The sequence below is a fragment of the Streptomyces silaceus genome, assembly GCF_001419745.1.
In the GTDB taxonomy this organism is placed as follows: domain Bacteria; phylum Actinomycetota; class Actinomycetes; order Streptomycetales; family Streptomycetaceae; genus Streptomyces; species Streptomyces silaceus.
On record NZ_LIRJ01000234.1, the window covers coordinates 1 to 13,329 of the forward strand.

Annotated in this window: 11 protein-coding genes; 6 read left to right on the forward strand and 5 right to left on the reverse strand. The window is 71.6% G+C overall.

The features are described 5' to 3' along the window. Both AOK22_RS22100 and metG read left to right on the forward strand, forming a co-directional pair. Window positions 1-810: VWA domain-containing protein (locus tag AOK22_RS22100; RefSeq protein WP_107102002.1), on the forward strand; the 810-nt coding region annotated here is incomplete at its 5' end. A gap of 109 nt (window positions 811-919) precedes the next feature. Next, a complete protein-coding gene (gene metG / locus AOK22_RS22105) occupies window positions 920-2,539 on the forward strand; it encodes a methionine--tRNA ligase (RefSeq protein ID WP_055700444.1) in 1,620 nt (539 codons plus the stop codon). An 81-nt stretch (window positions 2,540-2,620) separates the two neighbouring features. Here the strand turns inward: metG and AOK22_RS22110 are convergent, their stop codons facing one another. After that, window positions 2,621-3,202 carry a TetR/AcrR family transcriptional regulator gene (locus AOK22_RS22110; protein WP_055700445.1) on the reverse strand — a complete coding sequence of 194 codons (582 nt, stop codon included), beginning with the start codon at window positions 3,200-3,202 and terminating at the stop codon, window positions 2,621-2,623. Window positions 3,203-3,309: 107 nt separating this feature from the next. Here AOK22_RS22110 and AOK22_RS22115 point away from each other — a divergent pair, with 107 nt between their 5' ends. Then, window positions 3,310-4,185 (forward strand): NAD(P)-dependent oxidoreductase, encoded by an 876-nt coding sequence (locus tag AOK22_RS22115; protein WP_055700446.1) that lies wholly within the window; start codon window positions 3,310-3,312, stop codon window positions 4,183-4,185. Between the two features lie 37 nt (window positions 4,186-4,222). On the opposite strand, the gene AOK22_RS22120 is transcribed toward AOK22_RS22115, so the two are convergent. After that, complete coding sequence (locus tag AOK22_RS22120; RefSeq protein ID WP_079036742.1) at window positions 4,223-5,662, reverse strand: serine hydrolase domain-containing protein; 1,440 nt, start codon at window positions 5,660-5,662, stop codon at window positions 4,223-4,225. A 142-nt stretch (window positions 5,663-5,804) separates the two neighbouring features. Between AOK22_RS22120 and AOK22_RS22125 the strand changes: the two genes are divergently transcribed. Both AOK22_RS22125 and AOK22_RS22130 read left to right on the forward strand, forming a co-directional pair. Next, window positions 5,805-6,494 (forward strand): TetR/AcrR family transcriptional regulator, encoded by a 690-nt coding sequence (locus AOK22_RS22125; protein WP_055700447.1) that lies wholly within the window; start codon window positions 5,805-5,807, stop codon window positions 6,492-6,494. 165 nt (window positions 6,495-6,659) lie between these two features. Further along, a complete protein-coding gene (locus AOK22_RS22130) occupies window positions 6,660-6,839 on the forward strand; it encodes a hypothetical protein (RefSeq protein ID WP_055700448.1) in 180 nt (59 codons plus the stop codon). Window positions 6,840-7,015: 176 nt separating this feature from the next. On the opposite strand, the gene aspS is transcribed toward AOK22_RS22130, so the two are convergent. Next, the gene (gene aspS / locus AOK22_RS22135) at window positions 7,016-8,788 is read right to left on the reverse strand and encodes an aspartate--tRNA ligase (protein ID WP_055700449.1); all 1,773 of its coding nucleotides are present in this window, start codon (window positions 8,786-8,788) and stop codon (window positions 7,016-7,018) included. A gap of 164 nt (window positions 8,789-8,952) precedes the next feature. Here aspS and AOK22_RS22140 point away from each other — a divergent pair, with 164 nt between their 5' ends. Then, window positions 8,953-11,154: an ATP-binding SpoIIE family protein phosphatase gene (locus AOK22_RS22140; protein ID WP_055700450.1), complete on the forward strand. Its 2,202-nt coding sequence runs from the start codon at window positions 8,953-8,955 to the stop codon at window positions 11,152-11,154. 98 nt (window positions 11,155-11,252) lie between these two features. Here the strand turns inward: AOK22_RS22140 and AOK22_RS22145 are convergent, their stop codons facing one another. Then, window positions 11,253-12,290 carry an AI-2E family transporter gene (locus tag AOK22_RS22145; protein ID WP_055700451.1) on the reverse strand — a complete coding sequence of 346 codons (1,038 nt, stop codon included), beginning with the start codon at window positions 12,288-12,290 and terminating at the stop codon, window positions 11,253-11,255. Window positions 12,291-12,346: 56 nt separating this feature from the next. Next, window positions 12,347-13,303 carry a pirin family protein gene (locus tag AOK22_RS22150; protein ID WP_055700452.1) on the reverse strand — a complete coding sequence of 319 codons (957 nt, stop codon included), beginning with the start codon at window positions 13,301-13,303 and terminating at the stop codon, window positions 12,347-12,349. Window positions 13,304-13,329 lie beyond the last annotated feature (26 nt).

Sequence of the window (13,329 nt, forward strand, 5' to 3'; positions counted from 1 at the left end):
GCCGAGGCGGAGCCCGTTGCCGAGGCGGAGCCCGTTGCCGAGCCGGAGCCCGTTGCCGAGGCGGAGGTTCCGGGAGGCGTTGGTGAGGTCGAGGGGACGGAGGAAGGCAGCGGGGCCGAGGCAGAGGTCGAGCCGAGCACCGCTCCCCGCAAGGCCGCCGTCAGCGCCGCCAAGGTGAAGAGCAGGGCCCCCGGACTCAGCGCCGCGTACAAGGCGGCGGGAGCCGCCCTGAAGAAGAACGGCCTCACCGGCACCCGCGCCCCGGTCTACCTCGTCCTGGACCGCTCCGGCTCCATGCGCCCGTACTACAAGGACGGCTCCGCCCAGAGCCTGGGCGAACAGGTCCTCGCCCTCGCCGCCCACACCGACCCCGACGCCACCGTCCACGTCGTCCTCTTCTCCACGGACATCGACGGCACCGGCACCCTCACCCTCCCCGAGCACGAGGCCCGCGTCGACGAGCTGCACGCCGCGGCGGGCCGCATGGGCCGCACCAGCTACCACCGCGCGATCGAGGAGGTCGTCGCCCACTACGAGAAGTCGGACCACGCGGGCGAACCCGCCCTCGTCGTGTTCCAGACGGACGGCCCCCCGGACGCGAAGGGGCCCGCGAACCAGGCCCTGGCGGACGCCGCCCCGCACCCGCTGTTCTTCCAGTTCGTCGCCTTCGGGGAGCACGACGGGAAGGGCTTCGACTACCTGCGCAGGCTGAAGGCGGACAACGCCGCGTTCTTCCACGCGGGCCCCACCCCCCGCGAGCTCACCGACAAGGAGCTGTACGAGGGCCTCCTGGCGGCCTGGCGCCCGTAACCCCGCCGCACGGCGACGCACGACCCTCAGGGGGTGGACCCGGAAGCCCCGGGTCCACCCCCTGATATCGATGTGAGTCGATCTCGATCCGGCCGTTAGGATTTCGACCATGGCGGCCACTGGATCCGAGAAGCAGGGAGCGGGCGAGAACGCGAAGGCGTTCTACGTCTCGACCCCCATCTATTACGTAAACGACGCTCCTCACCTGGGCCACGCCTACACGACCGTCGCAGGGGACGTGCTCACGCGCTGGCACCGTCAGCGCGGCGAGAAGGTGTGGTACCTCACCGGCACGGACGAGCACGGTCAGAAGATCATGCGCACGGCCGAGGCGAACGACGTCACCCCCCAGGAGTGGTGCGACAAGCTCGTCACCGAGGCCTGGAAGCCCCTCTGGGAGCACCTGAACATCGCGAACGACGACTTCATCCGCACCACGGAGAAGCGTCACACGGACCGCGTGCAGGAGTTCGTCCAGGATCTCCACGACAAGGGCGAGATCTACAAGGGCGGGTACGAAGGCCCGTACTGCGTGGGCTGCGAGGAGTACAAGCTCCCCGGCGACCTCATCGAGGACGAGGACGGCACCAAGCTGTGCCCGATCCACAAGAAGCCGGTGGAGCTCCTCAAGGAGGAGAACTACTTCTTCAAGCTCAGTGAGTACGGCGACAAGCTCCTCGCCCTCTACGAGGCGAACCCGGGCTTCATCCAGCCCGAGTCCGCGCGCAACGAGGTCGTGAACTTCGTCAGGCAGGGCCTGCAGGACCTGTCCATCTCCCGGTCGACGTTCGACTGGGGCGTGAAGGTCCCCTGGGACGACAAGCACGTCATCTACGTGTGGGTCGACGCCCTCCTGAACTACGCGACGGCCGTGGGCTACGGCGCGAACCAGGAGAAGTTCGACGAGACGTTCCCCGCGGACGTGCACCTGGTCGGCAAGGACATCCTCCGCTTCCACGCGGTGATCTGGCCCGCCATGCTGATGGCGCAGGGCCTGCCGGTCCCCGGCCGGATCGCGGCCAACGGCTGGCTGATGGTCGGCGGCGAGAAGATGTCGAAGTCGAACCTGACGGGCATCAAGCCGCAGGACCTGACCTCGCACTTCGGCGTGGACGCGTACCGCTGGTACTTCCTGCGCGCCATCGCGTTCGGCAGCGACGGCTCGTTCTCGTGGGAGGACTTCACCGCCCGCTACACCAGCGAGCTGGCGAACGACTACGGCAACCTCGCCTCGCGCGTGGCCGCCATGGTCGGCAAGTACTTCGGCGGCGAGCTGCCCGCGGCCACGGCCGCCGGTGATGCCGAGAAGGCCGTCCAGGAGGGCCTCGCGAAGGCCGTCGCCGACGCCGACCGCGCGATCGGCGAGGAGCTCGACTTCCAGTCCGGCATCCTGTCGATCTTCGCCTTCGTCAAGCAGGTCAACGGCTACATCACGGAGCAGGAGCCGTGGAAGGTGGCCAAGGACGACTCCGAGGAGGGCCGGGCCCGCCTCGCGACCATCCTCTACACGGCCGCCGAGTCGCTGCGCGCCGTCGCCGTCCTGCTGAACCCGATCATGCCGGAGACGTCCCAGAAGCTCTGGGACTCCCTCGGCGCCGAGGCCTCGCTGGGCGCGCTCGCCGGCCAGCAGGTCCAGGACGCCGGCGCGTGGGGGCAGCTGCCCGCGGGCGCCACGGTGACGAAGGGCGCGGTGCTCTTCCCGCGCCTGGAGGAGAAGAAGGAGGCCTAGCCCTCCCGCTCTCCCGTACGTGGGCGAGGGCCCCGGAACCGCTGCCGGTTCCGGGGCCCTTCTCCGTGCCCACGGCACCGCTCAGGCGTACGACCCCACGAGCCGCGCCAGCTGCCGTCCCGCCGCCCGCAGCGGCTCCTCGCTCCGCGCGACCTGCGCCGTCACCTCGGCGCCCTCCAGCGCGCTGATGACCGTCGTCGCCAGCTCCCGCGCGTCCTGCGCGCCGAAGTCCGCCGCGAGCAGCCGCTCCTCGACGATCCGCTCCCAGCCGCGCAGCGCCTCCGCGCACACCCGCTGGATGTCGGAGTCCGTGCCGAGCGTCTCCAGCGCCGCGGCCGTCACCGGGCAGCCGTCGACCCAGCCCGACTCCCTCAGCGCGACGGCCAGTTGACCGGCGCAGGCCTCGATCGCCGCGGCCGGGGCGCCGTCCCCGGCCAGCCCCTCGCGCAGCAGGCCGGCGAACTCCTCGGCGCTGTGGGTGAGGGCGGCGACCGCGACGGCCTCCTTGCCGCCGGGGAAGAAGTGGTAGACGGAGCCGAGCGTGGCCTCCGCCTCCTTGGCGATCTGCTTGATGCCCGTGCCCACATAGCCCTGCCGCTGGATGAGCCGGGCGGCGACGACGACGATCCGGTCGCGGGTGCTGGGAGCGCTCTTCTCGGCCATGGCGCCACCTTACCCCTGATTGGTTAGAGCGTTCGTTCCAGAGACGTGCTACGTTCTCCCCACGCGCTGGATAGAGCGATCGTTCTAGTCACTTTCTGGAGTCACCCATGTCTGCTTCCGCACCCTCCGTCACCGTCATCGGCCTCGGCCCCATGGGCCAGGCCATGGCCGCCGCCTACCTCGACCAGGGCTACGAGGTCACCCTCTGGAACCGCACACCCTCCCGCGCCGACGCCCTGGTCGAGCGCGGCGCGAGACGCGCCGGGAGCGTCGAACAGGCGCTTGCCGCCAATGAGTTGGTGATCCTGAGCCTCACCGACTTCGACGCGATGTACGCGATCCTCGGGCAGGCCGAGTCCGCCCTCGCGGGCCGCACCGTCGTGAACCTCAGCTCGGACACCCCGGAGAAGGCGCGGGCCGGCGCCCGCTGGGTGACCGAGCGCGGCGGGGTCCACCTCACCGGTGGCGTCCTGTGCCCGCCGCCGCTGATCGGCACCCCGGGCACCTCGACGTTCTACAGCGGCCCGCGCGAGGCGTACGACAAGCACCGCGAGGCCCTTGAGGTCATCACCGAGAAGTCCGACCACCGGGGCGAGGACCAGGGCCTGGCCGCGCTGATGTACCAGCTGAACATGTTCATCTTCTGGCCCGCGATGATCGCCTACTGGCAGGCCGTCGCCGTGGCGGGCGCGCACGGCATCACGGCCGGGGAGATCGCCCCGTACGTCTCCGAGAACTTCGCCGGCATGGGCCACTTCGTCGACTTCTACGCGTCCCGCATCGACGAGGGCAACCACGCGGGCGACGTGGACCGCACCTCGATGGGCCTGGCCAGCATGGAGCACGTCGTCCACACGGCGGCGGACGCGGGCGTGGACACGGCCTTCCCCGCGGCGGTGCACGACATCTTCCGCCGGGTGGTCGAGGCGGGGCACGGGGCCGACAGCTTCAGCAGCGCGGTCGAGCTGATGAGGAAGGGCTGACCCGGGTGAGCCCCGGGGACCTTCGGGGCCCCGGGGCTCACGCCGCCTTCGGGGCCACCCGCATCCCGATGTAGCAGCACTCCGTGCCGTCGGTCAGCGTCGCGAACACCACCGGCATGTAGCCCTCGCTGAAGGAGGGGCCGGCGCCGGTGCCCGCGTAGACGCCCTCGGCCACGGGGTGCAACGCCACGTCGAGCGGCGGCGAGAAGTCCTTCATGCCGTCGACGAACTCGTAGACGAGGTGCGGCTTTCCGTCGCGCTCGGAGACGGTGATGACGACGCCCGCGCGCTCGTACCGCCCGACGTGGCGCGCGAAGTCCACGGCCGGCGGCTGCGCGGGCGGCTCGAAGGCGTCCGGCATCCGCACGTCGGCGAACGTGCCGAGCAGCTCGCGGAAGAGCGCGCCGTACAGCTCGCGGGCCCCGCCGCCGTTGGTCAGGAGCACGACGGCGACGCCCGCGTGCGGGACCACGCGCAGATAGCCGTACTGGCCGATCGCGGCGCCGTCGTGGCCGTAGCCGATGACGCCGTCCCAGTTGTAGAGGGTCCAGCCCAGGCCCCAGCCGTCGGAGCTGACGGTCCACTTGTCGGGCACGTCGACCACGCGGCGCTGCATCTCCTCGACGGCCGCGGCGGACATCACCCGGGTCCCGTCGGGGCCGGTGCCGCCGTCGAGGTGCATGCGGGCCAGGCGCGCCACGTCACCGGCCGAGACGAGCACCCGGCCGTACGGGCCCGCCGAGCGGGGCATCAGGTCCCACGCGGGGGCCGGGTCGGGCTCCCGGCCCGGCTCGCCGAGGTGGCTCATCGCGACGCGGTGCGCGAGGGCCTCCTCGGGCAGCGTCATGGAGCGCTCCAGGCCGAGCGGCGCGAAGAGGTACTCCTTGAGGGCGGCGTCCCAGGTCAGGCCGGTGAGGACCTCGACGATCCGGCCGAGGACGTTGTAGCCGAGGCTGCTGTAGGAGACCGCGGTGCCGGGGCGGCAGTCCAGGGCCACGCCCCTCGCGGCCTCGACGTACTTCTGGAGGCAGTCGTCGCCGCGTCCGGCGTCGTAGGTGAAGTCGCAGGTCAACCCGCCGGTGTGGGAGAGGAGTTGGCGGGTCGTGATGGTGCGCGTCGCCTCCTCGTCGGCCGTCTCGAACTCCGGGAGGACGTCCCTGACCGGCGCGTCCAGGTCGAGCCGCCCCTCGTCGGCGAGGCGCATGACCAGCGTCGACGTGTAGATCTTGGCGATCGAGCCGGACTGGAACACCGAGTCCGTGGTCACCTCCACGCCGGTCCCGCGGTGCAGCACCCCGCTCGCCAGTTCGTGGATCCCGCCGTCCACCAGGACCGCGAGCGTGGCGCCGGGGACGTGGTGGGCGGCGCGCAGCGCGTCGAGCCGGGCCTGCCAGTGCGCGGCGTCGAACGCGGGGCGGGCCACGGCCTCCTTCTCCGGCCGCTCCGACTTCTCGGCCTTCTCGAACTTCTCAGACATGGGCCTGTCTCCTTCGAGGCGATGGGTGCGTACGTCGTGCTCCCGTTGCGAACACTGTACGCACAGGATTTCTGCGTACGCAAGATGCGCACGGCGTGCGCTACGGTGGAGGGGTCAGCCACGCCCGCCCCAGGAGGCCCGCATGCCCGCAGACCAGAAGCCCGAGATCGCCTCGGTGTGGACCCGCCCCCGCCGCCGGCGCGAGCAGCTCAGCCGCGAGCAGATCGTGGCGGAGGCCGTGCGGCTCCTGGACGAGGACGGCCTGGAGGCGCTCAGCATGCGCAAGCTCGGCACCCGCCTCGACGCGGGCGCGACCTCCCTCTACCGGCACGTCGCCAACAAGGACGAGCTGATCGAGCTGGTCGTCGACGAGGTCTACGGCGAGCTGGCCGTGCCCGCCGCCACCGGCCCCGCCGACTGGCGCGAGGCCGCGGCGGGCAGCGCGCAGAGCCTGCGCGCGATGATCCTGCGCCACCCCTGGGTGGCCTCCGTGCTCGGCCAGGTCGGCCTGATCCACCTCGGTCCGAACGTGACGAGGATGTCCGCGCGGATGGCGGCCGTGTACGGCGCGGCGGGCTTCCCCGCCGAGGAGACCGAACTCGCCCTGAACACCGTCATCTCGTACGTCATCGGGATGGCCACCAGCGAGGCCGCGTATCTGTCGCTGATCGCACGCAGCGGCAGGACCGAGCAGGAGTTCGCGGCGAGCCTCCAGGAGGAGGGGCTGCGGGAGCCGGGGGCGGCGGATCCCGCGCTGACCCGCGAGACGACCTTCGACTACGGCCTCCAGCGCATGCTGGACGGCCTCGCGGTACGGCTCCGGAAGGCCTGAGCCGGGCGGGCCGATTCTGCGGGCCGGGCGGCCGACCGCGCCCGGCCCCGGCCCCGCCGCCGGCCCGTCGCGCGCCGTCGTCCCCGCCTCACGGTGAGCTAAGTCATGCGCTGAGGCGGCTTAAATTGACGGCGCCTTCACACGCTCGTACGTAAGCTTCACGACATGGCCACGACTCCCTCTCCCGACCGGCGGCGCACCGCCGACGAGGTCAACGAGGAGATCCGTGCGCTGTGGCTGCGCGCGGGCGGGCGCCTGCGCCCCGACGAGCGTCTGGTGTACGAGCGGCTGGTCACGGAGTGGGCGGAGGCCGAGGCCCACTCCTCGCCCACGACGGCCGCCTGAGCCGACGCCCCCGTCCGGCACCCGCTCAGCGGCCCAGTGCCCGCGCTTCTCCCCCTCACGACCACCGGCCCGCGGGCCGGATCCAGTGTCCGAAGAAGTCCCTTCACACGGAAGAAGGCCCGGGATCGTGCGATCCCGGGCCCTTCACCGACGTACGAAGTACGTGTCCTCGCGGACTACTTGTCCTTGTCCGCCACCGGCTTGCGCAGCGCGATGTTCAGCTCGCGCAGACGCGACTCGTCCAGCTCGGTCGGCGCGCCCATCATCAGGTCCTGCGCGTTGCCGTTCAGCGGGAAGGCGATCGTCTCGCGGATGTTCGGCTCGTCGGCGAGGAGCATCACGATGCGGTCGACGCCCGGGGCGATGCCACCGTGCGGCGGGGCGCCGAGACGGAACGCGCGCAGCATGCCCGCGAACTCGTGCTCCACGGTCTCCGCGTCGTAGCCCGCGATCTCGAAGGCCTTCAGCATGACGTCCGGCTCGTGGTTCCGGATGGCGCCGGAGGAGAGCTCGATGCCGTTGCAGACGATGTCGTACTGCCAGGCGAGGATGTCGAGCGGGTCCTTCTCCTCCAGGTCCTTCATGCCGCCCTGCGGCATCGAGAAGGGGTTGTGGGAGAAGTCGATCTTGCCGGTCTCCTCGTCCTTCTCGTACATCGGGAAGTCGACGATCCAGCAGAAGCGGAAGACGCCCTCCTCGAAGTGGCCCGCACGCTTGGCCGCCTCGACGCGCACCGCGCCCATGATCTTCGAGACCTCGTCGAAGTCGCCCGCGCCGAAGAACACGGCGTGGCCGGCCTCCAGGCCGAGGCGCTTGGTCAGCTCCTCGACGTTCGCCTCGGTGAGGAACTTGGCGATCGGGCCGGTGAGCGAGCCGTCCTCGGCGACGCGCACCCAGGCCAGACCCTTGGCACCCTGCTCCACCGCGTAGTCACCGAGGCCGTCGAAGAACTTGCGGGACTGCGACGCCGTGTCCGGCACGGGCAGCGCCCGCACGTGCTTGCCGGCGAAGGCCTTGAACTCCGAGCCCTCGAAGATGTCGGTGGTGTCGACCAGTTCGAGCTTGGCGCGCAGGTCCGGCTTGTCGTTGCCGTACTTCAGCATCGACTCGCGGAACGGGATGCGCGGGAACGGCGAGGTGACCTCGCGGCCGCCGCCGAACTCGGTGAAGAGCTCGGTCATCAGCTTCTCGATGGGCTGGAAGACGTCTTCCTGCTCGACGAAGCTCATCTCGACGTCGAGCTGGTAGAACTCGCCCGGCGAGCGGTCCGCGCGCGCGTCCTCGTCGCGGAAGCACGGCGCGATCTGGAAGTAGCGGTCGAAGCCCGAGATCATCAGCAGCTGCTTGAACTGCTGCGGGGCCTGCGGCAGCGCGTAGAACTTGCCGGGGTTCAGGCGGGAGGGGACGACGAAGTCGCGGGCGCCCTCGGGGGAGGTCGCGGTGAGGATCGGCGTCGCCATCTCGTTGAAGCCGAGGGCCACCATCTTCGAGCGGATCGCGGCGATCACGGCGCTGCGCAGCATGATGTTGCGGTGCATGCGCTCGCGGCGCAGGTCCAGGAAGCGGTACTCCAGGCGCCGCTCCTCGTTCACGCCGTCCTCGGCGTTGATCGTGAAGGGCAGCGGGGCGGCCGCGCCGAGCACCTCGACGTCGGAGGCCTCGATCTCGACCTCGCCGGTGGGCAGCTCCGGGTTCACGTTCTCCGCGCCGCGCGAGACGACCTTGCCGTCGACGCGGACGACGGTCTCCTTGGACAGCTTGTCCAGGACCTCGGCGGCCTTGGTGCCCGGACGGGCCACCAGCTGGGTGATCCCGTAGTGATCGCGGAGATCGATGAAGAGAATGCCGCCCAGGTCTCGGCGATTGTGCAGCCAGCCGCTCAGCCGGACGTCGGTGCCGACGTCAGAGGCGCGGAGCTCGCCGCAGGTGTGGGACCTGTACCGATGCATCGTCGTTCATCCAGTCTTCGCGAATAGGGGAGAGAGCAGACCCTCCCAAGGCTACCGTCCGGGCGAAGATCGCTTTCCGGATATTCCCCGGGGCCACTCTCCCGTGGTCCCGCGACCAGGGGGCTCGGTGGCGACTTCGCCGTGGATATTCCTAAAGTGGGTCAATGCGCACCGATGATCCCTTCCGGCGGGTGGGGGACGACCCCCTGCCTCCCGTGGGGGACGTCCTGGCCGCCATCGCGACCGGCCTGTGGCGCTGGGACAACGCCTCGGGGACCGTCACGCTCGACGCCGAGGCCGCCCGGCTGCTCGGCCTGCCCGCCCGCGCCCAGACCCTCTCGGAGGCGGGCGTGCGCTCCCGCTTCCACCCGGTCGACTGGAACGAGATATACGGGACGGTCCAGCTCGCCGTCGCCGAGGGCACCCTCGCCGAGGCCCGGCTGCGGATCATGGACGAGACGGGCCGCCGGGTCCTGCGGACCGTGCGCAGCCGCTCCAAGCCCCTGGTGCACGGCGCCACGGAGGCGTACGAACTGGTCGGCACCCTGCAAGAGGTCTCCGAGCCCGCCCCCGGCACCGCGGCCCGCACGCCCGTCACCGGCGACTGGCGCCGCTCGCGCGAGGCGTTCCTGCTGGACGCGGGGCGCGCACTGGCGGAGGCCCGGTCCACGGAGGAGGTCCTCAGGGTCGCCGCGGGGCTCTCCATGCCGGGGTTCTCGCCGGACGGGCTCGCGGTCTTCGGGGTGGCCGGCGACCGGCTGACGATCATCGGGCACCACGGCCACCAGCCCGGCGACGACGGGCCCTTCTCCGCGATGCCGGTGGACACCGACTACCCGGCCGCCGAGGTGGTCCGCACGGGCCGGGCCGTGTACCTGTCCACGCCGGAGGACTACCGCAGGCGCTACCCCGCCGCCTGGCCGCTGGCCAGCCGCTTCGAGCGGCAGTCCTGGGCGTTCCTGCCGCTGACCGTCGCGGGCCGCACGATGGGCGCGTGGATGGCGGCCTTCGCCTACCCCGTCTCCTTCACGCCCGACGAGCGCTCGGTCCTGACGACGGTGGCGCGGATGCTCGCGCAGGCCCTGTCGCGGGCCGGGGTCGCGGAGTCCGAGCGGGAGCTGACGGAGGGTCTCCAGCGCTCGATGCTGCCGATGCTGGGCCCGCAGATCCCGGGGATGAGCGTGGCCGCCCGCTATGTGCCGACCGGCGGCGGCCTCCAGGTCGGCGGCGACTGGTACGACATGATCCCGCTGCCCAGCGGCCGGATCGCCTTCGTCATCGGCGACGTCCAGGGGCACGACGTGCGCGCGGCGGGCCTGATGGGCCAGCTGCGGATCGCCCTGCGCGCGTACGCCTCCGAGGGGCACCGCCCGGACGCGGTGCTCTCGCGCGCCACCCGCTTCCTCTCGGGGATCACGGAGTCCATCACCTACGGGTCGAGCGGCAGCGGCACGGACGAGGCCACCGACTACGACCCGCGCTTCGCGACCTGCCTGTACGTCGAGGCCGACCCGGCGACCGGCGTCCTGGAGATCGCCCGCGCGGGCCACCCCGAGCCCGCGATACGCATGAGTGACGGAACGGTCCTGCTGCGCCCCGTCGCGGGCGGTCTGCCCCTCGGCATCGACCCGGACGCCGACTACCCCACCACGCGGCTCGTCCTGGAGCCCGGCGAGACCGTGCTGACCTGCACCGACGGCCTGATCGAGACCGGCGGGCACGACCTGGACAGCGGCTGGTCCCGCATCCGGGCGATCCTGGAGGAGTACCCGGGGGAGGGCGAGACCGACGGCCTGGAGCGGCTCGCCGACGCCCTCGTGCAGGCCGTGCACGGGCCCTCCTCGCACCACACGACGGGCCCGCTCGCCGACCGCCGCGAGGACGACATAGCGGTGCTGCTGCTGAGCCGGACGGGCCGCCCCGAGCAGCACACGGACGCCCGCCGCACCGTCCTGACCGTCGCCCAGGCCGAGCCGGAGCGCATCGCGGGGGCCCGCCGCCACCTGCGGGAGCTGCTGCACGACTGGGCCGACGACGACCAGGTCGACTCGGCGGTCCTGATGGTCTCGGAGATGCTCACGAACGTCCTCGTGCACACCGACGGCGACGCCCTGATGGTCGCCGAGGTCACCGGCGAGCCGGGCGCGCGCCGGCTGCGCGCCGAGGTCGCGGACGGCAGCGACGACCTGCCGCACAAGCGCCACCCCGGCGAACTGGCCTCGTCCGGGCGCGGCCTGGTCCTGATGGAGCTGCTGGCCGGCGCGTGGGGAGTGGACCCGCGCGGCGACGGCAAGAGCATCTGGTTCGAGCTCTATGAAGACGCGGGTGCCTCCGGCGGCAGGACGGACGACCTCGTACCGGAGTAGGGCAGGGGGCCTCGTACCGGAGCAGGGCAGGGGACGCCTGGATGGAGCGTGCGGGTCGCCGGTGGCCGGTCGCGCGGTTCCCCGCGCCCCTTCGGGCGCTACGACGCGCCGGAGTACCGGGATCTCAGCTCCGACACGATGCCGAACGCCGCCGCCGTCAGCGGCACCGCGAGCAGCATGCCGAGGATTCCCGCGACGGACGCCCCCGCCGTGATCGCCAGCATCACGACCGCCGGGTGCATCTGCACGGTGCGGCTCTGGATCATCGGCTGGAGGATGTGGCCCTCCAGGACCTGGACGGCGACGACCACGCCGAGGGCCCACAGCGCGATGACGAAGCCCCGGTCGGCGAGGGCGACCAGGATGGCGACGGCGCCGGACAGAAAAGCGCCCAGATAGGGGATGTAGGCGCCGACGAAGACGAGCGCGCCGAGGCCCCAGGCGCCGGGGACGCCGAGGATCAGCAGCCCAACGGTGATGCACAGGGCGTCGATGAACGCGATGATCGTCGTCCCGCGCATGAAGCCCTCGATGGCCTCGAAGGCGCGGCGCGCCATGGCCTCGATGCTGTCGGCGCTGTCGCCGGGGGCGAGCGAGCGCAGCGTGTGCATCGCGCGGTGGGAGTCGCGCAGGAAGAAGAAGACGAGCAGCAGCGCGAGGACGGCCATCGCGATCATCTCGCCGACGGTGCTCAGGCCGCTGATCACGCCGCTCGCGGCGGTCCCGCCGAACTTGCCGAGCAGTTCCTTGGCGTTGGAGGCCATGTCGTCGAGCGAGGTGCCGGCCGCGCCGAAGTACTTGGCGAGGTCGGTGGCGGCGCGCTTGAGCGAGGAGACGATCTGGTCGCCGCTGTCGATGAGCGCCTTGACCACGATGTACGTGGCGCCGCCGACGACGGCGACGACGGCCGCGCAGGTGAGTCCCGCGGCCAGCGAGCGCTGCACCTTCATCTTCACCAGGCGCCGGTGGAGCGGGCCGAGGAGAGCGGTGCCGAGCAGCGCCAGCAGGACCGGGGTGACGGCCGTCTTGAAGGTGACGCAGAGCCAGATGCCCACGGCGGCCACGCCGGTGACGAGGAGGAGGACGACGCACCAGGCGGCGGTGCGGCGCGCGGGCTCGGGCAGAAGGGTGCTCACCCTCCTACCCGAGCACGGGCTCAGGCGGTCCGCACGTCAGGTACGGCCGGACGTACTCACATGCCGTGCACGGCCGGGACCGTGCCGAGCAGACCCTTCTGGAAGTCCTCGAAGGCCTGCTGCAGTTCGGCCCGGGTGTTCATCACGAACGGGCCGTAGTGCGCCATGGGCTCCCGGATCGGCTGCCCGCCGAGCAGCACGACCTCCAGGTCGGGGGCGTGCGCGTCCTGTCGCTCGTCCGCGCGGACGGTCAGCGAGGACCCGGCGCCGAAGACCGCGGTCTGCCCCATGTGCACGGGGCGGCGCTCGGCCCCGACGGTGCCGCGTCCGGCCAGGACGTACGCGAGACCGTTGAAGTCCGCGCGCCAGGGCAGCGTCACCTCGGCGCCCGGCCGCACGGTCGCGTGGATCATCGTGATCGGTGTGTGCGTGATGCCGGGGCCCTCGTGACCGTCCAGCTCACCGGCGATGACGCGCAGCAGCGCGCCGCCGTCGGGGGTGGTGAGCAGCTGGACCTGACCGCCGCGGATGTCCTGGTAGCGGGGGTCCATCATCTTGTCCTTGGCGGGCAGGTTCACCCACAGCTGGAGGCCGTGGAAGAGGCCGCCGGACTGGACGAGGGACTCCGGCGGCGCCTCGATGTGCAGCAGGCCGGAGCCCGCCGTCATCCACTGGGTGTCGCCGTTCTGGATGGTGCCGCCGCCACCGTTGGAGTCCTGGTGGATGAAGGTGCCGTCGATCAGGTACGTGACGGTCTCGAAGCCGCGGTGGGGGTGCCAGGGGGTGCCCTTGGGCTCGCCCGCCTCGTACTCCACCTCGCCCATCTGGTCCATCATGATGAACGGGTCGAGGTGCTTGTAGTTGATCCCCGCGAAGGCCCGGCGCACCGGGAAGCCCTCACCCTCGAAGCCGCTCGGCGCGGTGGTCACGGCGAGCACGGGGCGCGCCGCGGCGTCGGCCGGCGCCGCCACTCGGGGCAGGGTCAGCGGGTTCTCGACGGTCACTGCAGGCATGGTCGGTACCTCCTTGTGCGCTCACT

Excerpts from the sequence above, each read along its gene's own strand:
- metG (WP_055700444.1), top strand. The coding sequence starts at position 920 with ATGGCGGCCACTGGATCCGAGAAGCAGGGAGCGGGCGAGAACGCGAAG.
- AOK22_RS22110 (WP_055700445.1), bottom strand. The coding sequence starts at position 3,202 with ATGGCCGAGAAGAGCGCTCCCAGCACCCGCGACCGGATCGTCGTCGTC.
- AOK22_RS22115 (WP_055700446.1), top strand. The coding sequence starts at position 3,310 with ATGTCTGCTTCCGCACCCTCCGTCACCGTCATCGGCCTCGGCCCCATG.
- AOK22_RS22120 (WP_079036742.1), bottom strand. The coding sequence starts at position 5,662 with ATGTCTGAGAAGTTCGAGAAGGCCGAGAAGTCGGAGCGGCCGGAGAAG.
- AOK22_RS22125 (WP_055700447.1), top strand. The coding sequence starts at position 5,805 with ATGCCCGCAGACCAGAAGCCCGAGATCGCCTCGGTGTGGACCCGCCCC.
- AOK22_RS22130 (WP_055700448.1), top strand. The coding sequence starts at position 6,660 with ATGGCCACGACTCCCTCTCCCGACCGGCGGCGCACCGCCGACGAGGTC.
- aspS (WP_055700449.1), bottom strand. The coding sequence starts at position 8,788 with ATGCATCGGTACAGGTCCCACACCTGCGGCGAGCTCCGCGCCTCTGAC.
- AOK22_RS22140 (WP_055700450.1), top strand. The coding sequence starts at position 8,953 with ATGCGCACCGATGATCCCTTCCGGCGGGTGGGGGACGACCCCCTGCCT.
- AOK22_RS22150 (WP_055700452.1), bottom strand. The coding sequence starts at position 13,303 with ATGCCTGCAGTGACCGTCGAGAACCCGCTGACCCTGCCCCGAGTGGCG.